This window comes from Amycolatopsis sp. cmx-4-83, assembly GCF_046548815.1.
GTDB classification, from domain to species: domain Bacteria; phylum Actinomycetota; class Actinomycetes; order Mycobacteriales; family Pseudonocardiaceae; genus Amycolatopsis; species Amycolatopsis pretoriensis_A.
Map to the genome: position 1 here is coordinate 420,196 of NZ_JAEBEF010000002.1, position 22,910 is coordinate 443,105.

25 protein-coding genes and 1 pseudogene are annotated in these 22,910 nt (G+C 68.6%); 8 read left to right on the plus strand and 18 right to left on the minus strand.

Features of this window, described 5'->3' with window-relative positions:
* Positions 1–64: 64 nt before the first annotated feature.
* Entirely contained in the window at positions 65–1,165 is a 1,101-nt protein-coding gene (locus ACLJQM_RS07030) for a LacI family DNA-binding transcriptional regulator (RefSeq protein WP_247017518.1), read from the minus strand.
* A gap of 176 nt (positions 1,166–1,341) precedes the next feature.
* Here ACLJQM_RS07030 and ACLJQM_RS07035 point away from each other — a divergent pair, with 176 nt between their 5' ends.
* The 3 genes from ACLJQM_RS07035 to ACLJQM_RS07045 are packed head-to-tail and all read left to right on the plus strand — an operon-like array spanning position 1,342 to position 3,983.
* The gene (locus tag ACLJQM_RS07035; protein ID WP_410630489.1) at positions 1,342–2,253 is read left to right on the plus strand and encodes a metal ABC transporter solute-binding protein, Zn/Mn family; all 912 of its coding nucleotides are present in this window, start codon (positions 1,342–1,344) and stop codon (positions 2,251–2,253) included.
* Positions 2,254–2,255: 2 nt separating this feature from the next.
* Entirely contained in the window at positions 2,256–3,101 is an 846-nt protein-coding gene (locus ACLJQM_RS07040; protein ID WP_247017523.1) for a metal ABC transporter ATP-binding protein, read from the plus strand.
* A gap of 3 nt (positions 3,102–3,104) precedes the next feature.
* A complete protein-coding gene (locus ACLJQM_RS07045; protein ID WP_410630490.1) occupies positions 3,105–3,983 on the plus strand; it encodes a metal ABC transporter permease in 879 nt (292 codons plus the stop codon).
* 1 nt (position 3,984) lies between these two features.
* Here the strand turns inward: ACLJQM_RS07045 and ACLJQM_RS07050 are convergent, their stop codons facing one another.
* The 5 genes from ACLJQM_RS07050 to ACLJQM_RS07070 form a co-directional block, all read right to left on the minus strand.
* The gene (locus ACLJQM_RS07050) at positions 3,985–4,419 is read right to left on the minus strand and encodes a hypothetical protein (RefSeq protein ID WP_360777414.1); all 435 of its coding nucleotides are present in this window, start codon (positions 4,417–4,419) and stop codon (positions 3,985–3,987) included.
* A gap of 95 nt (positions 4,420–4,514) precedes the next feature.
* Positions 4,515–4,652 carry a hypothetical protein gene (locus ACLJQM_RS07055; protein ID WP_410630491.1) on the minus strand — a complete coding sequence of 46 codons (138 nt, stop codon included), beginning with the start codon at positions 4,650–4,652 and terminating at the stop codon, positions 4,515–4,517.
* 112 nt (positions 4,653–4,764) lie between these two features.
* A complete protein-coding gene (locus tag ACLJQM_RS07060; RefSeq protein WP_410630492.1) occupies positions 4,765–5,973 on the minus strand; it encodes a DUF445 domain-containing protein in 1,209 nt (402 codons plus the stop codon).
* Positions 5,974–6,009: 36 nt separating this feature from the next.
* The gene (locus ACLJQM_RS07065; RefSeq protein ID WP_247025479.1) at positions 6,010–7,182 is read right to left on the minus strand and encodes a DUF445 domain-containing protein; all 1,173 of its coding nucleotides are present in this window, start codon (positions 7,180–7,182) and stop codon (positions 6,010–6,012) included.
* Between the two features lie 59 nt (positions 7,183–7,241).
* Positions 7,242–8,411 (minus strand): DUF445 domain-containing protein, encoded by a 1,170-nt coding sequence (locus ACLJQM_RS07070; protein WP_360777728.1) that lies wholly within the window; start codon positions 8,409–8,411, stop codon positions 7,242–7,244.
* A gap of 177 nt (positions 8,412–8,588) precedes the next feature.
* Here ACLJQM_RS07070 and ACLJQM_RS07075 point away from each other — a divergent pair, with 177 nt between their 5' ends.
* Complete coding sequence (locus ACLJQM_RS07075) at positions 8,589–9,488, plus strand: hypothetical protein (protein WP_410630493.1); 900 nt, start codon at positions 8,589–8,591, stop codon at positions 9,486–9,488.
* A gap of 194 nt (positions 9,489–9,682) precedes the next feature.
* Positions 9,683–10,333, plus strand: a complete 651-nt coding sequence (locus ACLJQM_RS07080; RefSeq protein ID WP_360777408.1) for a class II aldolase/adducin family protein — start codon at positions 9,683–9,685, stop codon at positions 10,331–10,333.
* Here ACLJQM_RS07080 and ACLJQM_RS07085 read toward each other — a convergent pair whose 3' ends face one another.
* The 5 genes from ACLJQM_RS07085 to ACLJQM_RS07105 all read right to left on the minus strand — a co-directional run bounded on the left by ACLJQM_RS07085 (position 10,334) and on the right by ACLJQM_RS07105 (position 14,168).
* Entirely contained in the window at positions 10,334–11,005 is a 672-nt protein-coding gene (locus tag ACLJQM_RS07085; RefSeq protein WP_360777406.1) for an HD family phosphohydrolase, read from the minus strand. It lies immediately after the preceding gene.
* A gap of 73 nt (positions 11,006–11,078) precedes the next feature.
* A complete protein-coding gene (locus tag ACLJQM_RS07090) occupies positions 11,079–11,717 on the minus strand; it encodes a hypothetical protein (protein ID WP_247017537.1) in 639 nt (212 codons plus the stop codon).
* A 2-nt stretch (positions 11,718–11,719) separates the two neighbouring features.
* Positions 11,720–12,733: a hypothetical protein gene (locus ACLJQM_RS07095; protein WP_360777404.1), complete on the minus strand. Its 1,014-nt coding sequence runs from the start codon at positions 12,731–12,733 to the stop codon at positions 11,720–11,722.
* Between the two features lie 183 nt (positions 12,734–12,916).
* Complete coding sequence (locus ACLJQM_RS07100) at positions 12,917–13,489, minus strand: transglutaminase-like domain-containing protein (protein ID WP_410630494.1); 573 nt, start codon at positions 13,487–13,489, stop codon at positions 12,917–12,919.
* A gap of 73 nt (positions 13,490–13,562) precedes the next feature.
* Positions 13,563–14,168 carry a histidine phosphatase family protein gene (locus tag ACLJQM_RS07105; protein WP_410630495.1) on the minus strand — a complete coding sequence of 202 codons (606 nt, stop codon included), beginning with the start codon at positions 14,166–14,168 and terminating at the stop codon, positions 13,563–13,565.
* On the opposite strand from ACLJQM_RS07105, the gene ACLJQM_RS07110 reads away from it, so the two are divergent.
* Entirely contained in the window at positions 14,158–14,616 is a 459-nt protein-coding gene (locus tag ACLJQM_RS07110; protein WP_410630497.1) for a hypothetical protein, read from the plus strand. The two genes, ACLJQM_RS07105 and ACLJQM_RS07110, sit on opposite strands and share 11 nt — an antisense overlap.
* A gap of 9 nt (positions 14,617–14,625) precedes the next feature.
* Here the strand turns inward: ACLJQM_RS07110 and ACLJQM_RS07115 are convergent, their stop codons facing one another.
* On the minus strand, positions 14,626–14,988 hold the full coding sequence (locus ACLJQM_RS07115) for a hypothetical protein (RefSeq protein WP_360777396.1): 363 nt from the start codon (positions 14,986–14,988) through the stop codon (positions 14,626–14,628).
* A gap of 439 nt (positions 14,989–15,427) precedes the next feature.
* On the opposite strand from ACLJQM_RS07115, the gene ACLJQM_RS07120 reads away from it, so the two are divergent.
* The gene (locus ACLJQM_RS07120; RefSeq protein ID WP_410630498.1) at positions 15,428–16,057 is read left to right on the plus strand and encodes a DUF5343 domain-containing protein; all 630 of its coding nucleotides are present in this window, start codon (positions 15,428–15,430) and stop codon (positions 16,055–16,057) included.
* Positions 16,054–16,638 carry a Swt1 family HEPN domain-containing protein gene (locus ACLJQM_RS07125; RefSeq protein ID WP_410630499.1) on the plus strand — a complete coding sequence of 195 codons (585 nt, stop codon included), beginning with the start codon at positions 16,054–16,056 and terminating at the stop codon, positions 16,636–16,638. Before ACLJQM_RS07120 ends, ACLJQM_RS07125 begins: the two co-directional genes overlap by 4 nt.
* Before the next feature lie 499 nt (positions 16,639–17,137).
* Here the strand turns inward: ACLJQM_RS07125 and ACLJQM_RS07130 are convergent, their stop codons facing one another.
* The 6 genes and pseudogenes from ACLJQM_RS07130 to ACLJQM_RS07155 all read right to left on the minus strand — a co-directional run bounded on the left by ACLJQM_RS07130 (position 17,138) and on the right by ACLJQM_RS07155 (position 22,547).
* Complete coding sequence (locus ACLJQM_RS07130; RefSeq protein WP_247017549.1) at positions 17,138–18,571, minus strand: MBOAT family O-acyltransferase; 1,434 nt, start codon at positions 18,569–18,571, stop codon at positions 17,138–17,140.
* 53 nt (positions 18,572–18,624) lie between these two features.
* Complete coding sequence (rlmB, locus tag ACLJQM_RS07135; RefSeq protein WP_360777394.1) at positions 18,625–19,581, minus strand: 23S rRNA (guanosine(2251)-2'-O)-methyltransferase RlmB; 957 nt, start codon at positions 19,579–19,581, stop codon at positions 18,625–18,627.
* Between the two features lie 22 nt (positions 19,582–19,603).
* Entirely contained in the window at positions 19,604–20,992 is a 1,389-nt protein-coding gene (cysS, locus tag ACLJQM_RS07140) for a cysteine--tRNA ligase (RefSeq protein ID WP_410630500.1), read from the minus strand.
* Positions 20,993–21,035: 43 nt separating this feature from the next.
* Entirely contained in the window at positions 21,036–21,722 is a 687-nt protein-coding gene (locus tag ACLJQM_RS07145; RefSeq protein WP_410630501.1) for an HAD family hydrolase, read from the minus strand.
* A gap of 22 nt (positions 21,723–21,744) precedes the next feature.
* Positions 21,745–22,140, minus strand: a complete 396-nt coding sequence (locus ACLJQM_RS07150) for a PPOX class F420-dependent oxidoreductase (RefSeq protein WP_290057966.1) — start codon at positions 22,138–22,140, stop codon at positions 21,745–21,747.
* Positions 22,141–22,150: 10 nt separating this feature from the next.
* Positions 22,151–22,547: pseudogene (locus tag ACLJQM_RS07155) on the minus strand (PPOX class F420-dependent oxidoreductase).
* Positions 22,548–22,910 lie beyond the last annotated feature (363 nt).

Here is a 22,910-nt window from a genome sequence, read left to right on the forward strand (position 1 = left end):
GTCCACCCCATTGGACCGGGCGGTGCGCGATCGAGCAATGCAGTACGAGCAATGTCACGGGTTTCTACCCGCCGAACCAGGGCTCCTCGACCGTCCGCGGCGGCCCCGACGTGCGCCCGACGCGCAGTTCGGTGGGCAGCGTGATCACCTTCGGCGCGCTGCGCTCGGCGGAACCGAGCAGCAGGCGCCCGGCCGTCTTGCCCTTCTCGAGCACCGGCTGGTGGACCGTGGTGAGCCCGATCCGCTCGGCTTCGGCGATGCCGTCGAAGCCGGTGACGGTCAGGTCCTGCGGTACGCGCAGCCCCCGCCGTTCGGCCTCGGCCATGGCGCCGAGCGCGAGGATGTCCGAGGTGCAGATCACGGCCGTGATCTGCGGGTACGCGTCCAGCAGCTGGCGGGCCGCCGAAGCGCCGTCGTCCACCGTGTGGTCGAAGCGCTCGACCACCGGGACGCCGGCCCAGTCGACGCCGGCCGCCGAGAACGCCACGGCCAGGGCTTCCAGGCGGGTGCGCTGGACGTGGAAGTGCGCGCCGCTCTGGCGCGCCGGGGACACGAAGTCGTCGTTGCGCTCGCGGGCCAGCCGCATGCAGATGACGCCGACCTGCCGGTGGCCGAGGCCGACCAGGTGCTCGGCGATCTTGCCGACGGCGGCGGCGTCGTCCGGGCCGACGCGGTCGATGCCCTCGATGCTCGGCTGGTCGATGATCACCGTCGGCACCGGGCGCTCCAGCACGGCGGCCAGGCTCGGGTCGTCGTCGGGCACGGAGTAGACGACGAAGCCGTCGACGCCCGCGCGGTGCACCGCGGCGACGTCCTCGCGGCCCGGGCTCGCCGGCACCAGGTGGAGGCCGACACCGGCATCTTCGCAGGCCAGGGCCAGTCCTTCGAGCACGCCGACGGCGGCGGGGTCGCGGAAGGCGTAGGAGAGGTTCTCGGTGAGCAGCAGCCCGACGGCGCCGGCCCGGCGGGTGCGCAGGGAGCGGGCGACCGGGTCGGGACCGGGGTAGCCGAGGCGCCGCGCGGTCTCGAGGACCCGGCGGCGCAGTTCGGGGGACAGCTGGTCCGGCCGGTTGTAGGCGTTGGACACCGTGGTCCTGGACACACCGAGCTCCGCCGCGAGCGACGCCAGCGTCGCCTGCCTCCGGGTGCGAATAGGACGTCCCATCAGCAAACCGTAACGGTTCAGATCGAATTCATGAAGAGACACCCCGCGTGGTCGATGTCTCGATCCGCATGCACGAAGACGCATACACCAAACCGGGATCGGATGGCCAGGAAGTCATCCGGATGGGGTAAGGTGAATCTGACAACGGTTTCCATTAGCGTCTCCAGGAGTTCCGCATGAGTTCCCGCCGCACCAGGAACGTGCTCGCCGCCGCTTCAGCCCTGTCCCTCTTCGCGCTGGCCGCGTGCTCCGGCGGGACATCCGGTTCCGACGGCGGCGCGCAGTCCGGTGGCTCCGAAAAGATCAAGGTCGTCGCCTCGACGGACGTCTGGGGCAGCGTCGTCAGCGCCGTCGGCGGCGACAAGGTCGAGGTCAAGTCGGTCATCCACGACCCGTCGGCCGACCCGCACTCCTACGAGACCACCGCCGACGACGCCCTCGCGGCGAAGGACGCGAAGCTGCTCCTGTCCAACGGCGGCGGGTACGACGAGTTCTTCGACAAGCTCACCGGCCAGGCCGGGGACGCCAAGAAGCTCGTCGCGTACGACATCGCCGCGACCGGCGACGAGAACGAGCACGTCTGGTACGACCTGCCGGGCGTCGGCAAGGTCGCCGACCAGCTCGCGGCGCAGCTCGGCGAGCTCCAGCCGGCGTCGAAGCAGGCGTTCACCGACAACGCGGCCGCGTTCAAGGCGAAGGTCGGCGCGCTGGAGAAGCGCCTCGGCGAGCTGGGTGCGTCGCACCCGGGCACGAAGGTCGTCGTCACCGAGCCGGTCGCGCACTACCTGCTCGAGAGCGCGAAGCTGACCGACGCGACGCCCAAGGCGTTCTCGGACGCGGTGGAGAACGACACCGACGTCCCGGCCGGCGCGGTGAACGAGTACCAGCAGCTCATCGCCACCAAGCAGGTCAAGGCGCTGATCAACAACGCGCAGACGGTCACCCCGCTGACCCAGGACGTCGTCGGGCGGGCGAAGGCCGCCGGGATCGGCGTCGTGGACGTGACCGAGACGCTGCCGCAAGGTGTGACGGACTACATTGGCTGGATGACCGGGGAAGTGGATGCGCTGGCAGGAGCGTTGAAGTAGCCATGTCTCCTGTCTCCGACGACGTACGCCCCGCGGTCCGGGTCCGCGGGGCGGGTCTGGCGTTCGGCCCCCGGACCCTCTGGTCGGGCCTGGACCTGGTCGTCGAGCCGGGCGAGTTCCTCGCCGTCCTCGGCCCGAACGGGTCCGGCAAGAGCAGCCTGCTGAAGGCGCTGCTCGGCATGCAGGACCTCTCGGCGGGCACGGTCGAGATCGCCGGCGGCCGCCCGGGCGGCGCGAACCGCAAGATCGGCTACATCCCGCAGCAGCGCGCGATCGACGAGTCGCTGACGCTGCGCGGCGTCGACCTGGTCGGGCTGGGCCTCGACGGCCACCGCTGGGGCCCCGGCCTGTTCGGCATGGCGGCCCGGCGCCGACTTGTGGCCGAAGCGATCGACGCGGTGGGCGCGACCCGGTACGCGAAGCAGCCGGTCGGGCGCCTGTCCGGCGGTGAGCAGCAGCGGCTGCGGGTGGCGCAGGCCCTGGTCGGCGACCCCGAGGTGCTGCTCTGCGACGAGCCGCTGCTGTCGCTCGACCTGGCGCACCAGCGCGCGATCAGCGAGCTGATCGACCGCCGCCGGCGCACGGCCGACACCGCGGTGCTGTTCGTGACGCACGAGATCAACCCGGTGCTGCCGTTCGTCGACCGCGTGCTGTACCTGGTCAACGGCTCGTTCCGGATCGGCAAGCCGGACGAGGTCATGACCACGGCCACCCTGTCCGAGCTGTACGGGACCCGCGTCGAGGTGCTGAAGGTGGGCGGGCAGATCCACATCGCGGGCGCGCAGAGCGCGTTGTGCGAGGAGGAGCCGCACCACCACGAACACGACGTCGAAGAGCAAGTGGGCTGAGTCTTGGATCTGTTCGACTTCGGCAAGACCTGGGAGCTGATCACCGAGCTGTCCGGGGTGCAGACCGCACTGGTGGCGGCGGTGATCCTCGGCCTGGTGGCCGGCGTGATGGGCCCCCTGATCGTGATGCGGCGCATGTCGTTCGCGGTGCACGGCACGTCCGAACTGGCCTTCACCGGCGGCGCGGCGGCCCTGCTGCTCGGCATCGGCGTCGAGTACGGGGCGCTGATCGGCGCGGTGGCGGCGGCACTGCTGCTGGGCATCCTGGGCGCGCGCGACGCGGACCGCGACTCGGTGATCGGCGTGATCCTGTCGTTCGGCCTCGGCATGGGCGTGCTGTTCCTGTCGTTCTACAAAGGACGGTCCGGGAACAAGTTCGGCATCTTGACCGGGCAGATCATCACGATCGATTCGACGAACCTGACGTTGTTCGTGGTGTCTTCGGTGGTCGTGCTCGCCGTGCTGGCTTTGGTGTACCGGCCGTTGCTGTTCGCTTCGGTGGACCGGAACGTGGCGGTGGCGCGCGGGGTGCCGGTGAAGACGCTGACCGTGGTGTTCGCGCTGCTGGTGGGCGTTTCGACGGCGCTGAGCGTGAAGGTCGTCGGATCGCTGCTGGTGGTCGCGTTGATGGTGACCCCGGCCGCGGCGGCCGCGCGCGTGACGGCGTCGCCGTGGAAGGCCACGGTGCTTTCGGTGGTGTTCGCGGAGGTGGCGGCGATCGGCGGGATCGTGCTGTCCCTGGCCCCGGGCCTGCCGGTGAGCGCGTTCGTGACGGCGATTTCGTTCCTGATCTACGTCGTGTGCCGGGTCATCGCCTGGCAGCGCGACCGCCGGAGCCGGGTCCGCACGGTGGACCCGGCCCCGGACCTCGTCGCGGCTTGAGCTACTGCACCTGGAGCGTGTCGCTCTTCGCGGTGCTGTCCGAGTTCGGGTAACCAATGGCCTGGTAGGCGGCCCGGACCCGGGGCCGGACGCACTCGTTGCTCGCCGTGTGCCCGACCGAATGGGGTGAGATCCGGACGCTGGTGACGGATTTGCAGAAGGTGTAGACACCGGACTTGTAGAAGCCGATGTTGACCTCGCCCGGCGCCCAGGTGATGTCGCCGGCGTTCCCGAGGGCGACGGTGAAGTACACCTCGTTGTTGTCCGCCCAGGCGCAGGCCTGCCAGTACCGCGTGCGGTCGTTTTTCAGGTATTGGTAGCCGCTGCACACGTGCCCGAACTGCTCCGGGGGCACGATGACGTCGGCGGACGCGACACCCGCACCCGCGAACAGGCCGGTGAGCGAAAGAACGACCGCGGTGACGAACCGTTTCATGAGTTCCCCTCTGCTTGCCCTGATCGGCCGGCTGGCCGCACAGGACACGCGCGAACCCCGGCGCCGGGTTTAGGCGCGTCGCCGCGGTCACCCGGTCAGCCGAGCATCAGCAGGACCTGCAGCTCGCCCACCACGAACCCGATCACCCCGCCGACGGCGATGAGTTTCCACTCGTCCTGCCGGAACGCCGGCCGCAGCAACCCCTCGAACTCCAGTGGCGTCAACGCCAGCATCCGCAGGGCTTGCAGCTCCCCGACGACTCGCCCACCGCGATGAGTTTCCCTTCGTCTTGCCGCCACACGGGCCGCAGCAGCCCGCCGAAGGGCAGCGGGGTCAGTGCCGGCGTCAGCCGAGCATCAGCAGGACCTGCAGCTCGCCCACCACGAACCCGATCACCCCGCCGACGGCGATGAGTTTCCACTCGTCCTGCCGGAACGCCGGCCGTAGCAACCCCTCGAACTCCAGTGGCGTCAACGCCAGCATCCGCTGCTCGATCACCTTCGCGACGTCCATCGCCTCGGTCAGGTAGCCCTCGGCGTACCGGGCCGTGTCGGGCAGCTGCTCCAGCGCCTTCACCGTCGCCGCGTGCTTCATGTCCTTCAGGCGCGTGCCGCCCAGCGTCCGGGACAGGGGCATCTGCTTGTCGACCGCCTCCGAGACCAGGTGCTCCACCAACGCCGCCAGGCGGTCGGCGCGCGGGCCCCGCAGGACCGCGTCCAGCAGGTTCTGGACCGTCAGGACCTCGGTCGCGATCAGCTCGCCGTACTGGCGCGCCACCTCCGCGCGCCGGCGCTGGAACTTGCCCTGGAAGATCACCCGGCCGACGCGGACCGGCTCGCGGGGGACGAAGATCAGCTTGATCGCCAGCCAGTCGGTGAACAGCCCGATCGCGCCGCCGAAGACCGGCAGCACCCACGGCTCGCGCGTCAGCGCCCACACGATCGTCTGGACCAGGCCCAGCCCGAAGCCGAAGTAGATCCCCATCCGCGCGATGAACGCCATCTCCGGGCGGGACGTCTCGCGGATCAGCCGGACCAGCAGCGCTTTGTCGCGCGTCAGCCGCTGGACCGTCATGTGCTGGACGTCGAGCACCTCGTCGAGGTTCTCGCGGACGTCGTCGAGGAACTCCCGCACCATCCTCGGCGCCGACGCCTGGACCTGCTTGATCAGCATTTCCTGGGCGAGCGTCGGCAGGACCTCCCACAGCCGCGGGTGGTGTTCGGCGAGCACCTCGCGCGCGATGTGGTCGACCGCGCGCAGCAGCGGCTGCTCCAGCTCGGTCGTGATGATCACCGGGTCGATCCGGTCGAGCACCTCGCGCAGGTCGAGGAGGTTCTCGGTCAGCAGCTCGGTAGCGACCGCCGCCATCCGGCCGCCGTGCTTCGGGACGACGCCCTGCCAGCCGAGCAGCGGCGGGATCCCGACGAAGTCGAGGGGCCGGAACATCATCTCGATGGCGACGCGCTTGGTGACGTACCCGATCAGCGCCGCGATGAACGGCATCGCCGCGTAGACCGGCCAGTGCGCGGCGAGGTCGTTCAGGACAGCGTCCAATCCGACCTCCTCATGCCGAGAGCGAAACCGTACCGGCTACCCGAGCAGCGCGAGCACCTGCAGCTCGCCGACGAGCCCGCCGATCACCGCGCCGACGGCGATCAGCTTCCACTCGTCCTGCCGGAACGCCGGGCGCAGCAGCTGCTCGAACTCGAGCGCGCTCAGCTTCTTCATCCGGTCGACGATCGTGTTGCGCACGTCGAGCGCGTTGATCGCGTAGTTTTCGGCGTACCGGATCGTCTCCGGGACGCGCTCCGCGGCCTTCGCCGCCGCCGTCTGCTTCATCTCCTGGAACTTTTTCGTCCCGACGGCGATGGCGACGAACGGCTTGACGACGCTGGCCTGCGCGTCGATCGTCTTCTGCACTTCGCGGGTGATCATCGCGAACAGCTTGTCGGACTTCGGCCCGCGCAGCACGGCTTCCAGCAGGTGGGGAATGGTGATGATCTCGCGCGCGATCATGTCGCCGTAGTCGGCGGCGACCTGGTCGCGGCGCTTCTGGAAGATGCCCTGCCAGGTGTAGAGGCCGAGGAACCGGCGCGGCTCGCGCGGCAGGAAGATCATCTTCAGGGCGAGCCAGTCGGTGAGCCAGCCGATGCCGAGGCCGAACAGCGGCAGCACGATCGGCGACTTCGTCAGCGCCCAGACGACCAGCTGCACGCAGCCGAGGATGAACCCGAACCAGATCCCCGAGCGCGCGATGAACCGCATCTCCGGCCGCGAGATGTCGCGGATCAGCCGGTTCAGCAGCGCTTTGTCGCGGACCAGGTTCGTCACGACCATGTGCTTGAGGTCGAGGACGTCCTCGATGTTGTCGGCGATCTCCCGCATGATCTTCGTGATCGCCTTCGGCGCCTCGGCCTGGACGCGCTTGAGCAGCAGCTGCTGCGCGCCGTTCGGCAGCACCTCCCACAGCCGGGGCTGGTAGGTCTCCATCACGTCCCGGGTGACGTCCTCGACGACCCGCAGCAGCGGCTGCTCGATCTCCTTCGCCACCTGCGCCGGGTCCAGCCGCGCGAAGATCTCCTTGGGGTCGACGAGGTTCGTCGTCAGCATCTCGGTGGCGGTGGCCGCCATCCGCTCGGCGTTGGCCGGCAGCACGCCCTGCCAGCCGAAGGGTTTGACGCCGACGAACTCGAGGGGCCGGAACATCATCTCGATGGCGACGCGCTTGGTGACGTAGCCGATCAGCGCTGCGATGAACGGCATGGTGACGTACACCTGCCAGTGCGTGCCGAAGTCCACCCGAGCACGCTATCGGCCCGTGATCAGTGCAGCAGGAGCAGCACCTGGAGTTCACCCACCAGGCCACCGATGACCGCGCCGACGGCGATCAGCTTCCATTCGTCCTGCTTGAAGGCCGGCCGCAGGATCCCCTCGAACTCGATCGGCGTCAGCTGCCGCATCTTCCCGACGATCGTGTTCCGGACGTCGAGGGCGTCGGTGGCGTAGCTCTCGACGTGCTTCACCGTTTCGGGGAGGTAGGCGATGACCTTCGCCGCCGCCGCGCGCTTCATCTCCTGGTACTGCCGGCCGCCGATGGTGAGCGCGACCAGCGGCTTGGCGACGCTCGCCTGCCGGTCGACCGTGCGCTGGACCTCGCGCGTGATCATCGCGAACAGCTTGTCGGCGCGCGGCCCGGTGAGCACGGCCTCCAGCACGTTCCGCACGGTGAGCACCTCGTCGGCGATCAGCGCGCCGTAGTCGGCGGCGACCTCCTGGCGCCGCTTCTGGAACATGCCCTGCCAGCGGAAGAAGCCGAAGCCGCGCGGCTCACGCGGGTAGAAGATCATCTTGAGGGCGAGCCAGTCCGTGACGAAGCCCGTGACGAAACCGAAGATCGGCATGATCAGCGGCTCCTTGGTCAGCGCCCACGCGACGAACTGGACGAGCCCGATCACGAAGCCGAACCCGATCCCGGACCGCGCGATGAACTTGAACTCGGGCGCGGCGACCTCGCGGATCAGCCGGCAGGTCAGCGACTTGTCGCGGACCATGGCGCTGATCAGCATGTCGTCGACGTCGAGGACGTCGTCGATGTTGGCCGAGACGTCCCGCACGAGCCGTTTGACGACGGCCGGCGCCTGCGCCTGGACCTGCTCGACGAGCAGCCGCTGCGCCGGCGTCGGCAGCAGTTCCCAGAGACGTGGCTGGTAGGTCTCCATGACTTCGCGGGTGACTTCTTCGACGGCCTTGAGCAGCGGCGGTTCGAGCTCTTTGACCATTTCTTCCGGATCGAGCCTGCTGAAGATCTCCTGCGGGTCGACGAGGTTGCGGGTCAGCAGGTCGACGGCGGTGGTGGCCATCCGCCGCGCGTTCGCCGGGATGACGCCCTGCCAGCCAAAGGGTTTGACGCCGACGAACTCCAGAGGCCGGAACATCATCTCGATGGCCACCCGCTTGGTCAGGTAGCCGATCAAGGCGGCGATGAGCGGCATGGTGGCGTAGACGTGCCAGTGCGCGCCGATGTCGGCGAGTACGTCCACAATGGCCTCCTCGCCGTCAACCGCTGGTCAACAGGCTCAGGATGCCAGGTGTCACCGGGGGTTCCAATATCCGTGATGCATCCGTTTGGCGGTACGTGCGGACGGTCCCCGGCTCACTAAGGTGTGCCGATGGTCGCGCCTGAGAAGCCCCAGTCCGCCCCGAAGACCACCCAGTTCGCGGTCGGTGTCCGCGGCTACAACCAGCGCCAGGTCGACGAGCGTCTCGCCGAGCTGACCAAGGAGATGCGCGAAACGTCGCGCAGCCGCGACGAAGCCGTCGCGACGTCCTCGGACCTCACGAAAGCCCTCTCGTACGCGCAGAAGGAGCTGGCCGAGACGAAGGCCGCCCTCGCCCGGATGAGCTCGAGCCCGTCCGGCGTCGGCGCGATGGCCGAGCGCGTCCGCATGATGATGCAGCTCGCGGAGGAGGAGATCGCGGACCTGCGCGCGGCGGCGGAGGCGGACGCGGCGTCGACCCGCGACCAGGCGGACAAGTACGCGCACGAGACCCGCCGCACGGCCGACAAGCTGGCGAAGGACGCGGAGGAGGACCGCGCCCGGATGCTGTCGGAGGCGAGGGGCGAGATCGAGAAGCTGAACGCGGCAGCGGGCGCGAAGCGAGTCGAGCAGGCCGCGGCGGCGGAGCGAGCCCGCAAGGAAGCGGACGCGAAGGCCGAAGCCGCGGCGGCGGCCGCGCGGCAGGAGGCCGACCGGGTGGCTTCGGAGGAGCTGGCGCGGAAGAAGAAGGCGTTCGATGACGAGGTGTCGCGGAAGAAGCAGGAGACGGAGTCGGCGTTGACTTCGGCCCGGGCCCAGCAGGCGGAGGCGGACCAGAACCGGAAGCTGGCGTTGGACCTGCGGAAGAAGGTCGCGGAACGCATCGCGGCTACGGACGTGGCGGTCCAGGAAGCGATGCGGTTGCTGGCGCCGGTGGAGGAGACTCCGGCTGGCGGGGACCGCAAGCCGGCTCCTGCTCCCGCTCCTGCGTCGGCCGCTTCGAAGGCTCCGGCTCCGGCGGCGAAGGGCTGAGCTGCGCACGCGACCCACGGAACTTCGCGACCCGGCCCGGCGTCTCGTCGAGACGCCGGGCCCACTTATCCACATCGCTCTGAGTTGTCCACAGATTTCCGGAAGCACCGTTTTTGCAGGTGAGAGCCGATAGACTGGACAGGGGCCGCCCCCCAAGGGAGGGGCGGGGGCGTGTCTAGACCAGAGTGGTGCGCATGATCCTCGAGACCGAGCGGGCCGCAGTCTGCGCATACGCCCGCCGGATGGTCGGTGACGGCCTCGTGGTCGGTACCTCCGGGAACGTCTCCGTGCGGGCCGGTGACCTCGTCGCCGTCACGCCGACCGGGGTTCCCTACGCGAGCATGACCCCGGGCGACGTCGCCGTCGTCGATCTCGGCGGGCAGGTGGTCGACGGGTCGCTCAAGCCGACCAGTGAACTCCCGATGCACCTGTCCGTCTACTGGGACGTGCGCGATCCCGACGGCGAGCCCGTGACCGCCGTCGTCCACACGCACTCGCCGCACGCCACCGCCGCCTCGACGCTCGTGCGGGAGCTGCCGCCGGTCCACTACATCGTCGCCACCATCGGGCCCTCGGTGCGCGTCGCGCGCTACGCCACCTACGGCACGCCCGAGCTGGCCAGCGCCGTGCTCGAAGCCCTCGACGGGCGGCGGGGCTGCCTCATGGCCAACCACGGCACCCTCACCTACGGCGACGGCCTCGAAGCCGCCTACCAGCGGGCGCAGCAGCTCGAGTGGGCGTGCCGCGTGTGGCTGCTCGCGCAGAGCGCCGGCCGGCCGAGCCTGCTCCCGCCGCCCGAGGTGGCGAAGGTGGTCGACCGGCTGCGCGGCTACGGACAGGGCTGACTACGAAGCCAGCGCGTCCACGGCGTGCACCGCGTCCAGCAGCTCGACCACCGTCGGGTCGTCGACCGCCTCCTTGATGCACTGCCACAGCTGGAGGTTCGCCGTCGCCCAGCGCGAATACGTCGCGGCCGCCTCCGGGTTGTAGAAGTAATAACCCTCGTCATGGACGTCGCACTGCTCGCCGACGATCTTGTTCGCCAGCTCGCGCAGGCTCAGCCCGTTTTCGCGCAGGTACCGGTGGGCCAGCACCACCGGCGTCACCGGCAGCGCCTTGAACAACGTGTCCGCGTCGCTCAACGCCTGCGCCTCCAGCGAAATGTCGCGGCCGCGCGTGGCCATTTCCGCTTCGTCGACGATCTCGTCGATCCACCGCGAAACGTGCGGCGGCACCCCGCATTCGGCGAGGATTTCCAGGCGCAGGTTCCGGCCCGCGGACGCGGGCGAGTTCCGGAGCACCAGGTAGTTGACGTCGTGCACCAGCGCGGCGACTTCGACCACCGCGGGGTCGGCCCCGTTGTGGCGGGCGAAGCCGCCTGCCTTCGCGCGGACGAAACTGACGTGGTGCCAGCCGTGGAACTGCAGCCGCTCGGCGTACTGGCGGCAAAGCCGGCGGACCCGGCCTTCGACGGCGTCGACGATCACGTGGTCGATCGTGCTTTCCTGCGTGCGCATACACCTCTCCCATCCCGGCCGTGGTGTTCAGACGGGTGGAGCAATGGTAAGCGCCGCTGACGCCGGTGTGTAGCTAGATGCGGTCCGCCAATTCCCCCAATCGGCTCTCGACCGGAACGTGACGATGGCCGATTCCGCGGGCCGGGTCGAAAGAAAGGCTGAAACTGCTCACGGGGCGTGATTTGACGAGGAAAGTCATCGTCCCGGCGGCCGCTTCGGGGATCCGGTGGAATTCGTCGGCCAGCATGGTGGCGCAGGAGCCGGCCTGGCACAACGTCCGGCGGCGCAGCCGCGCGGCCGCGATCAGCCCGGTGTCGTGGTCGATCGTCGTTTCGTACCGCTCGTGAAGGTAGTCACCACGGAGAATGGTGGTGCAGAAGTGGTACCTGTGGTTGTGCACCGAATCCGCGTAGCCTTCCCGCCAGTCCTCCTGGGCCTTGTATTCGTGCAGCCAGAAGGAAAACGGGTCGGACGGCGAATCCAGCAGGCACCAGGCGAAGTGCGTGGTCGTTTCTCTGGACGAGCGCAGCACCTTCGCGGCCTGGGCGCCGGACAGCGTGCGCAGCTGGGTCCGCAGCTCTTCGCGGAGGCCGGTTTGCGTGGCCCACGGCCGGAACCAGCCGTCGACCGCGCGCCAGTCCACGGCGAGCGGGAACCCGGCCGTGCGCAGGCGCGTGGCCAGTTCGGTGAGGGGGGACAGGCGGGTGAGCAAGGTCAGCTCCCTAGCTCGGCGACTTCGGAGAACTCCGCGCGGAAGGCGTGGAACTTCGCCTCCAGCTCGCGGAACTGCTCCTCGGACAACGGGGATCCGGTGATCTTTTCGAACAGCGCCAGGAAATCCGTCCGCGTCGTCGCGGACGTGATGCGGAAGTGGCGGCCGGTCCGGGACTGCGAGACGCGCACGAATTCGGCGCGCTCCATGTTGTAGAGGAAGGAACCCTCGGTGAACCGCAGTGACCGCGGGTACAGCTTCGTGGCGCCGCGGACGTCGCTGTAGAGCGACACCCACACGCTGTCGTCGAACAGCTCGAGCCGGTCCAGCGGCGGGTCGGCGACCACGGTGATGTCGACCGACGCGCAGCGGCTGCGCGCCAGGAAGAGGCCGACGAGCCCGATCCGGATCTCTTCGTCGAGCCGGGTCTGGATCTGTTCGTAGTCGACGTCGCCCGCTTCGCGGCGCAACAGGTAGCGGGCGCGCCCGCTGATCGAGGTGGCGTCGCGCGGATCGGCGATGACGGCGCGCAGTTCGCGTTCGGTGCGGGAAAGCAAGAGGCGGGCGGCGGCGTGCCGCCCGGAGAAGCCGCGGAAGAAGTACTGCCGGGTGTGGTCGAGGTCGGCCATCAGCCCGCGGTTGAACGCGGGGTCGGGCTCGGTGGTCGCCTCGAACACGTCGGTGGGGAAGAACTCCTTGTTCAGGGCGCGGTATTCGGCGCTGAGGTCTTCCAGCGCGCGCCTGCTCTCTTCGATCACCGGGGTCACCAGCGCCTTCTGTGAAGCGCTGGCGGTGATCAGCGTGGTGCCGAACCCCACGATCGCGGAGATCAGGGTGCCGGTGCCCAGCGACGTCACCAGGTTCTTCCCGGTGCCGGGGTCCATCAGGCCGGCGAGCCACAGGCTGAGGCCGGCGACGACGACGAGCACCGTGAGGAGCAAGCTCGTCCTGGTCCAGAAGATCTCCTGCAGTGGGGTACGGCGGCGGGATCCGCCATCCGCGGCCACTTGCTTCACCTCCCTCGAACCACCCGAACGGACGTATGCAAATCGTGTCTGTTCGAGTGCGCGGAGTCACTTTACGCGCCTGACGGGAGGTGCGAAATAAGAAGTTCGGGGGACAGCGCGGGCCGCCGGACGTCACTCTGGGCAATAATTAACCAGATCTCCTGGTTTCCCGAAAACGCCGGGAACCCAGGGTCAGAGCGTGGCCGGGAGGCCGTTTTCGTACCAGCCGGGGCCGGGTCGGGCGGTCATCAGGAAATCCACGACGACCGGTGCGGGTGCCGGGTGGATCTCCGGGAGATCGCGTTCGCCGCGCGCGGTGTCGACCGGCCAGGCCAGTTTCTCCTCGTCGAGCGAAAACTCCCCGCGCGCGCCCGTGCGGTTGCCGCGGGCGTCGAGGCGCGACCACTTGCCGTGCAGGTACACGGCATTCAGCCCGTGCAGCGCGGAGAGCTCCTGGTAGCAGAACCCGGCCGGAATCCCTTGTGCCCGCAGCAAAGCGGTGAGCAGGTGCGCCTTCGCGTGGCAAATCCCGACGCGCTCGCGGAGCACGTCGGAAGCGCGCCAGGTGACGCGCGGGTCCGCGGCGTCGATGACGTGTTCGACGTCGTCCCGCACGAACCGGAAGGTGGCTTCGACGGGATCTTCTCCGGTGGCGCGCAAAGCGTCGGCCCGCGCCCGGATCAGCGGGTGCCGGTGATCGACGACGGCGTCGGCGACGAGGTAGTCGCTGAGCCGATCGGAGGTGGGTGAGGGACCGGGACTCATCCGGCCATCCTGACAGGTGCGGCCATTCGGGCGAGACGTGTTTTCCGCGGCGGACACGCTCCGCACCTGCCGATTACGGAACGTAGAAGTCGGGCGGGAACCCGGTCCAGCACAGTTCGGCGGGCAGGTGGCTCTGGTCGTTGTAGGTCAGCAGCGCGGCGGGGCGGGCGGGCGAGTACCGGATGACGGTGAGGGCGGCGTTGGCGTGGTTGAGCGCGAGCCACCGCCACGGCGGGGCGTCTTGGGAGGCGCGGACGAGCCAGCCGACGAGGAAGTTGTGCGTGACGAGGACTTCGTACCTCGGTTCGGTCCCGGGCACGGGACCGGTGAACCTGCGTTCGGCTTCGGCGGCGAGGTCTTCGTCGGCCGGGGGGAGGCTGCGGGCGAAGGCGAGGAGGACGCCGGCCGCGGTTTCGGGGAGTTCCTCGCGCTGGGGTATGTAGGGGACGAAGTCGCCGGCGGCTTCGTTCTCGTTGCGGGGGACGCCGGGGAGCTGGGCGGCGATCAGGTCGGCGGTTTGCGCGGCGCGCGGGAGGGGGCCGTGGTGGATCGCGGTGACCGGGACGTCTCGCAGCCGCCGCCCGAGGAGGACTGCTTGCCGCCGGCCGGCTTCGGTGAGTTCGCCGCTTGGGGTCGCTTCGCCGTGCCGGGTGAGGAACAGGTACCGCGTGGTCAACACGGTCTCAGGCTTTCACGTCCCGATCTCGCGGCCGGGCCGGGTAACACGCCGCGGCGGCCTGCGACTCGACTGGAGCCGGCTCACGAAGGACGGCGGTCTTCGTGTCGTTGCGAGCAGCTTGGTCACGGCATTCAACGGAGTGATCGCTGAGGTCGCGGGGCCGGGGTTCAAGGTGTCGGGCGTCAGGTTCCGCACTACGGGCAGTTTCGTTGAGACAATGCAGAAAGCCACAGCCATCGGACGTCGGCTCGTGCGTGCGGTGCTCAATGCTTGGGGTCTGCCGGTCGACGAAGTGGGCGCCAGGATGCGGCTCACTCAGCCGGTGCCGCAAACCCGCCAGACGACGGCGTGGCGGCAGGCACCGCTGGAACTGCGGCTCCTGGCGGTCATGGTCGCCATGAACCTCTCGGCCGTGGTGGTGGTACTCGTCGTCCTGCTGCTGCGCTGATGGCGCGCCTCAGCCCACGGGGATGAGGGTGCCTTCGGGGCCGTGGGTGGGGACGAACTGGGCCTTCAGCCTGATCGGGGCCGGGTGCGGGACCAGGACCATCGAGGCGAACGGCGTGATCGTGTGCTCGTGTCCGCTGTTCGTGTGGAGGTGGGCGCTCACGTGGACGTTGCGATCGGCGGGGATTTCGAACGTGACCGAGCCCCAGGAGACGACGTACTGGCGGCCGTCGATGCTGGCGATCGGGGCGTACGCGCGGACCGTGTGGCCCAGGTGCGGGATCTCCAGGGTGAGGAGGCGGCGGGGGCCGGTGTGGTTGTCGACGTACGGGATCACGCCGGGCACCTTGGCCAGGTCGACGGGGTCGGTCATGGGGTGGATTGTCCCATCGGCGGACGGGAAGCCAGGGGCGGTCGCTAGAACTGGTAGTACAAGGTATGGAACCGCGCTTGACCTGCGGTTCATGACCTAGATCATGCCGCCAGGCCGTCATCAGGCCGTGCCGGGGGTTCAGGCCGGAAGCCGAGCACGTTGTCGACGGCCCGGCGGGTCCGATCCCTTGCTCGACGGCATCAGGTGCGTGTACGTCCGCAGCGTGAACCCGGGGTCGCTGTGGCCGAGGTGTTCGGCGAGCGCGCAGGCTATCAGCGCCAGAGATCACTCCCGACATCTCACGCTGAGTGGCAGCATTCGAAAGTGCGAGCGAGTCCAAATTGCCCCTAACGAGCGAAATTTCATTCGCGTACGTAACATCCTTATCGTTTGATCGACATAGGTGAATAACAAATCACATACCACAAGGACTTGCTACATGCTAACTAATCGCTACTTGACATCTATTAAGAATGTCGACAGTATCCTGGAGAAGATCAAGGTCGGAGCAGCGCCGGATAAGTTCAATATTGAGCACTTGGCCGGCATCGGCTTCAGGGGAAGCAATGATCGGGGCATAATTCCTCTTTTGAAAGAACTGAAATTTCTAGCACCCGACGGCACACCGCTGCCCCGCTACCACGAATTTCGAGACAGGTCCCGCTCTAAAGCGGTAATGGCGGAAGCGCTACGGGAGTCATATGGAGACGTATTTCACATTCGCGAGCAGCCGACAAACGCCGACCGCCCCGCAATCGAAGGTCTCTTCAAGTCCAAGCAGAACTCTAGCGACAGAGTCGCACAGCTGCAGGCTATGACTTTCCTTGCCCTGCTTCAACACGCCGACCTGAACGCAACGCCGCAAGTTCCAGTTAGGCCTCCTGACGCACCTAAGGCTGATGACGACGAGCCGACCGGCAACGACGGACAGGGTGAGCAAAAGCAGGAGAACAAGCAGCCGCTGGCCACGCAGCTTCACTACAACATTCAGGTCCACTTACCTGCAACCAAGGACATTGAAGTTTTCAACGCAATATTCAGGTCGCTACGAGAGAATCTTTTAACATGAGCGAGGTTGACTACCTGCGAACGTGGCTATTTCGAAGCATGATGTTCGAGGCAGAGGCGGAAACCTTCAGGCAGGCCGGAGTGCGAGTAGGAGTTGACGAAACCGAATCCGAGCGAAGTCTTCTGAATGAGGCACTTGCACCTTTCCCTCTTGCAACTCGTAATGAATCAATGCGAATGTCTCGACTGTATTCCCTGATCTACTGCTTCGAGAATTCAGTTCGAGAGTTAATTAAGTCTCGCCTAACCGAGAAAGATTCCAATTGGTGGGACGAATGCGTACCAGGAAATATTCGAAAGAACGCAGAAACCAGAAAAAAGGATACGGACGAAAATTCTTGGCTGGAGGGCGCGGCTTCGGACATTCTTGGATTTGTTGACTTCAGCGGACTGTCATCGATCATTCTGGGCAACTGGCCTGAGTTCGAAGACCTAATCCCGTCGCAGCATTGGCTAAAGCAGCGGTTTGACGAACTGGAACGAGCACGTAACTTTGTTGCCCATAATCGCATGCTCTCAGACCCTGAGTTCGCCAGACTCGAAATGTACGTGGGCGACTGGAACCGCCAGGTTGGCTTGTAAGCGCGTTGCCGAACTTGGCTCTATGGGATCAAGGCGCGCCGCCGGCGGCGGCGCGCTGGTCACCTTGCGTTGGCGGGCTCCGGCCCCGTGCGACACGGACGGCCTGCCGCTCCGCTCCGGCCGCCGGTCGCGGGCCGAGCCCGCCGAGCGTAGCCGGGCACAGCGCGCCGCCGAGAGGTCTACCTCAGCTCCAAGAGGCCAGCTCGGGCAGATGGCCGGCTACTCGACGTCCGTCACCAGCCCCACCGACCCGAGCGCCGGATCGTCCAACGGCCGTCGCACCGGGTCAAGGCTGGGAAGCGTGCCTTGACCCGGCGCGACGGCCGCTGAGGATGGCTGCTTATCGGACGATGAGGGAGGAGTGGTCGAGGCCACTTAGGCCGTCTCCAGGCCGTCTGACGACGGGCACCGGCGAGAAGTCCGGAGAACTCGCGAGACGTAAAGCCGCAGGTAGAAGGCACTTCAAGCTATCGAAGCGCCACCCGTCCAGGAGCGGTCGTCAGAACTGGTAGTACAAGAACGGGCTGAACGTCCCCGTCGCGATCAGGATGGCCGCGTACAGCAGGCCCACCGTCATCACGCCGATGCGCAACGCCGTCGCCGGGCGGCTGCGGGACGACTCCAGCAGGGGGCCGGTCACCGGGTGGGCCGGCAGGAGGAAGACCGCCAGTGCCGCCAGCAGCAGGACCAGGCGCTGGTTCGTGAACGCCTGCTCCACGCCCGCTCCGATGCCCTCGAAGTCGGGGAGGAGCATGTGGCCGATCATCGACAACGCGTGGCCCAGGTCCGGTGAGCGGAAGAAGACCCAGCCGAACACCACCAGCAGCATCGTCAGGGCTCGGCGCAGGTAGCGCTTCCACGGGACCGCCGGGTCCAGGTCCAGTCCGAAGCGGCGCTCGATCACCAGGAGGGCTCCGTGGTAGCAGCCCCACACCAGGAACGTCCACTGGGCGCCGTGCCAGAAACCCGTCAGGACGAACACTATGCAGAGGTTGCGGTACGTCTGGGCCGCACCGTTGCGGTTGCCGCCCAGGGGGATGTACACGTAGTCGCGGAACCAGCGGCTCAGGCTCATGTGCCAGCGGCGCCAGAACTCCGTGATCGTCACCGACGAGTACGGCCGCGCGAAGTTCTCCGGCAACCGGAATCCCAGCATGCGGCCGAGGCCGATCGCCATGTCCGAATAACCCGAGAAGTCGAAGAACAGCTGGAGGGTGTAGCCGATCGCGCCCAGCCACGCCGTCGCGAACGTCATCTGGTCCGGGGGGACCTTGAAGCACGCTTCCACCAACGGGCTGAGCGAGTCCGCGATGATCGTCTTCTTGCACAGGCCCAGTGCGAAGCGCGGGAAGCCCGCCGCGATGTCGTCGAGGCGGTGGGACCGCGGCTGGGGGAGCTGGTCGGCGATCTCCCGGTACCGGACGATCGGGCCGGCCACCAGCTGCGGGAACATCGCGATGTACGCGGCGAACGACACCGGGTTGCGCAGGGCCGGGCGCTCGCCGCGGTAGATGTCTACCACGTACGAGATGTGGTGGAACGTGTAGAACGAGATGCCGATCGGGACCACGAGGCTCGCGACCGGCACGCTGCCGCCGAACCAGTGCGCCACCGCCGCGATCTGCTGGGTCGCGAAACCCGCGTACTTCCAGACCAGCAGGACCGCGACGTCCAGCGACACCACCGCGATGAGGATGCGGCGCCGCCGGACGCCCTGGACGTCCCACGGGCTCGGGGCCAGCAGCGGGCCGGCCATGAAGTTCACGACCATGCAGCCCAGCAGCAGGAACACGAAGCCGCCGGCGCCGATCGTGTAGAACAGCAGGCTGCCGACCGCGATGATGCCGTTGCGCCAGCTCCGCGGGCACACCAGCACGGCGATGAGCACCGCCGGCAGGAAGTACCACAAGAAAAGTGGCGATACGAACGACATCGGGTCCCCTCGGTTTTATCCGACGGTGACCTTAACCCGACCGGGTGGTGGGGTCAGACCCGACCGGCGAGACGCCGCCGTCGCGCCACCTCGGCGAGCAGCACGCCGGCCGCCACCGAAGCGTTCAGGGACTCCACGCCCGCCGCCATCGGGATCGACACCGTCGCGTCGCACGTCTCGCGGACCAAGCGGGACAGGCCCCGGCCCTCCGAGCCGAGCACGATGACCAGCGGGTCGGCCGCCAGCTCGAGCTCGTCGATGCCGACCGAGCCGTCCGCGTCGAGGCCGACCAGCATCAGGCCGTCGTTCGCCCACGACTTGAGCTGGCGGGTGAGGTTCGTCGCCACTGCGATCGGCAGCTTCGCCGCCGTGCCCGCGCTCGTTCGCCACGCCACCGCCGTCATGCCCGCGCTGCGCCGCTCCGGCAGCAGCACGCCGTGGGCGCCGAACGCGGCCGCCGAGCGGATCACCGCGCCCAGGTTCCGCGGGTCGGTGACGCCGTCGAGCGCGACGAACAGGGGCACCTCGCCCGAGTTGCGAGCCACCGCCATCAGGTCGTCCGGGTGGGCGTACTCGAACGGCGGGACCTGCAGGCCCAGGCCCTGGTGCACGGCCCGGTTCGTCTTGCGGTCCAGCTCCTCGCGCGGGATCTCCAGGATCGAGATGCCCTTGTCGCCGGCCAGCCGGACGGCGTCGTTCACGCGGTCGTCGATCTCGATGTTCAGCGCGACGTACAGCGCGGTCGCGGGGACGCCCGCGCGCAGCGCCTCGACCACCGGGTTGCGCCCGGCGATCAGCTCCGGCTTGTCGGCCTTCTTCTGCCGGGCCTGGTCGCGCTTGGCCGCCGCGTTGGACTGGCGGTACGCCTTGTGCCCGGGGCGGTCTTCCGCCTTCGGGGTCGGCCCCTTGCCTTCGAGGGCCTTGCGGCGCTGACCGCCCGAGCCGACGACGGCACCCTTCTTGGTGCCCGTCTTGCGGATCGCGCCCTGGCGCCGCGAATTGCCTGCCATGGTGAAAGTTTCCTTGCGTTGCTCAGTCGGACTTGACTGTCCACTGCGGACCGTTGGGGGTGTCCTCCACCACGATGCCCGCCTGCTGGAGGCGGTCACGGGCGGCGTCCGCGCGGGCGAAGTCCTTCTCGGCCCTGGCCTGCTGGCGCTCGGCCAGCAGCCCTTCGACGAGGGAGCCCAGCGCCTCCTTGGTGGGCGTGTCGGAACCGCCCGCCTCGGACCAGCGCGCGGACAGCGGGTCGAGGCCGAGCACGTCGGTCATCGCGCGGACGGCCGCGGCGAGTTCGAGTGCCTTCGGTGTGTCGCCCGCGTCGAGAGCGGCGTTACCGTCCCGCACCGTGGTGTGCACCACGGCGAACGCCTGCGGGGTGGCGAGGTCGTCGTCGAGCGCGTTCGCGAACTCCGCGGGCAGCGTGCCGGTGGTGACTTCGCCGGCCCCGGCCGCGCGGCGCAGGAACGTCTCGATCCGCCGGTAGCCCTGCGCGGCCTCGGAGACCGCGGCGTCGGAGTACTCGATGTTGGACCGGTAGTGCGGCTGCACCAGGTAGTAGCGCAGCTCGACCGCCCGGTAGCGCTCCAGCATCGCGGGGATCGTCACGGTGTTGCCCAGCGACTTCGACATCTTTTCGCCGGACATGGTCACCCACGCGTTGTGCAGCCAGTAGCGGGCGAACGGGTCGCCGACGGCGTTCGACTGCGCGCGCTCGTTTTCGTGGTGCGGGAAGATCAGGTCGATCCCGCCACCGTGGATGTCGAACTCCGCGCCGAGGTAGGCCGTGGCCATGGCCGAGCACTCGAGGTGCCAGCCCGGCCGGCCGTCGCCCCACGGCGTCGGCCACGACGGCTCACCCGGCTTGGCGCTCTTCCACAGCGTGAAGTCGCGGGGGTCCTGCTTGCCGCGGGTCGGCGTCTCGCCCTGCTGGACGTCGTCGAGGCCCTGGCGCGACAGCTCGCCGTAGTGGTCGAACGACTTCACCGAGAAGTAGACGTCGCCCTCGGTCGCGTAGGCGTGGCCCTGGTCGATCAGGCGCTGCATCAGCTCGACCATCTGGGTGATGTGCCCGGTCGCGCGCGGGTTGATCGACGGCGGGAGGCAGCCGAGCTGGTCGTAGGCCTGCTCGAAGGCGCGCTCGTGCGTCGCCGCCCACTCCCACCACGGCCGGCCGGCGTCGGTGGCCTTGGCGAGGATCTTGTCGTCGATGTCGGTGACGTTGCGGACCAGCCGCACGTCCAGTCCACTGTGGACGAGCCAGCGGCGCAGGACGTCGTAGTTCAGCGCGCCGCGGACGTGCCCGATGTGGGGGACGCCCTGCACGGTGGCACCACACACGTAGATCGACGCCGTTCCGCTACGGACGGGGTGGAACTCCCGCACGCTCCGGGTCGCTGTGTCGAAAAGGTGTAGGGCCACCCTGAAAGGGTACGGGGTCGGGCGTGAGGGACCTCTCTGCCCCTCAGGCGACGCCGTGCGCGCGCAGCGCCGTGAGCAGGGCGTCCGGCCGTTCGGCGGTCGGCAGCGGGTCGACCAGCGCGAACTCGCAGCCGAGCGCGCGGGCGCCGCCATCGGCCTCTTCGCTGTCGCCGACCATCAGGGTTTCGGTGGCCGGGACGCCGAGACCCTCGACGGCCTTGCGGAAGATCTCCAGCTCCGGCTTGACCGCTCCGACCTCGAAGGACAGCACGAATTCGTCGACGTAGGCGTCCCACCCGCGGGCGGTGAACGCGGGCCGGATGTCGAAGGCGATGTTGCTGAGCACGCCCACCTTGAGCCCCCGCTCGGACGCGGCTTTCAGCACGGCCTCGGTGTCCGGGTACGGCGTCCACTGGCTGGGATCGATGAGCCGCTCGTACAGCGCGACGGCCTCCTCGCGCCGCGGGACGCCCGACTTCTTGAGCACCTCGAGGTAGACCTTCCGGTGCAGCCCGGGGTCGCGGTCGCGGTGCTGCCAGGCGTGCAGGTGCTCGGCGTCGAGCTCGACGACCTCGCCGACCGGGGCGGTCATCCGGCGCATCAGCTCGGTCTGCGCTTCGAGGTCGAGCGGCGAGCCGGTGTGGCCGGTGATGTCGGCGAGCCAGGACTCGTCCTGTTCCAGCCGGAAAAGCGTGCCGGAGTAGTCGAACAAAACCGCCCTGATCGTCATGGTTTCCAGCCTAACGGGAGGGTCAGGCCGAATGCCCTGTGATGTGTTCGGGCACGACGCGGACCAGCACGCGCACGACCTCCGGCGGCTCGGGCGGGAAGACGTCGCCGGTGTACTTGCGGGCCAGCTCGTCGTTCAGCTCGGGGCCGCCCTCGGCGGTGACCTCGGCGCGGCCGCGGATCTCGACGTAGTTCTCGGGGTCGGCCAGGTCGAAGACGGAGAGCGACACCCGCGGGTCGCGGCGGATGTTGCGTTCCTTCCGCCGGCCTTGGACGGTCACGAAGAGCACGGTGTCGCCGTCCCGCTTGGCCCAGACGACGGAGCTCTGCGGCGAGCCGTCGGCGTTGGTGGTGGCGACGACCGGGTAGTTCCGGCCGTCGAGCAGGGCCTTGGTGGCCTCGTTGAATGTCACACCCATGGTCCGGACCCTATTTCACGTTGCCCGCGATGCGGTCGACTTTCAGCCGCACGACCACGCGTTCGACCTCGGGGCCCTCGGGCGGCGGGTCCTGGGCGAGGTACTTGTGGCTCAGCGCCTTGGGGAGCGCCTTGCCGGGGTCGGGGGTGAGCTCGGCGGTGCCGCGCAGCTGGGTGTGCCGGTACGGGTTTTCGGCGTCGGTGATCGAGACGCCGAGGCGGGGGTCGCGCCGCAGGTTGCGGACCTTGCGCCGGTCCTCGGTCGCGCTGAAGACTGAGGTCGCCGTCGTCGAGCCCGACCCAGACGACGGAGGTCTGCGGGCTGCCGTCGGGATCGAGGGTGGCGACGGTGGCGAAGTTCTTGCCATCGACCAGCGCGCGGACGGCGGCCGGGAGGGTGAGGGACATATCACGCCGAACCGGCGCGGGCGGGGACCTATTCCGCCGCTGGTTCTCTCTGGTTCCTGGTGGGGCGGGCTCGGCCGAGGGCGCGAATGACTCATCCGGTACCTCGGAGGCCGGGAATGAGTCATTCGCGACGGGCGGGGCGGGGCTCGGGTCGTGAAGGCCGGAGCGGCGGTGCCGGGTGCGGCGGGGCGGCGCCGGGTGTGGACGGACTGCGCGAGTGCGCGGCGGCGGGCCGGGCGGCGCTGGCCGGCCGCGTGGAGCCGAGAGCAGCGGGGCAGGTCGGCGCTGGGTGGGCTGGCCGCGTGGAGCCGAGGGCGGCGCTGGGCCGGGGCGGGTGGAGTCGGGCCGGCAGAGCCGGGCGTG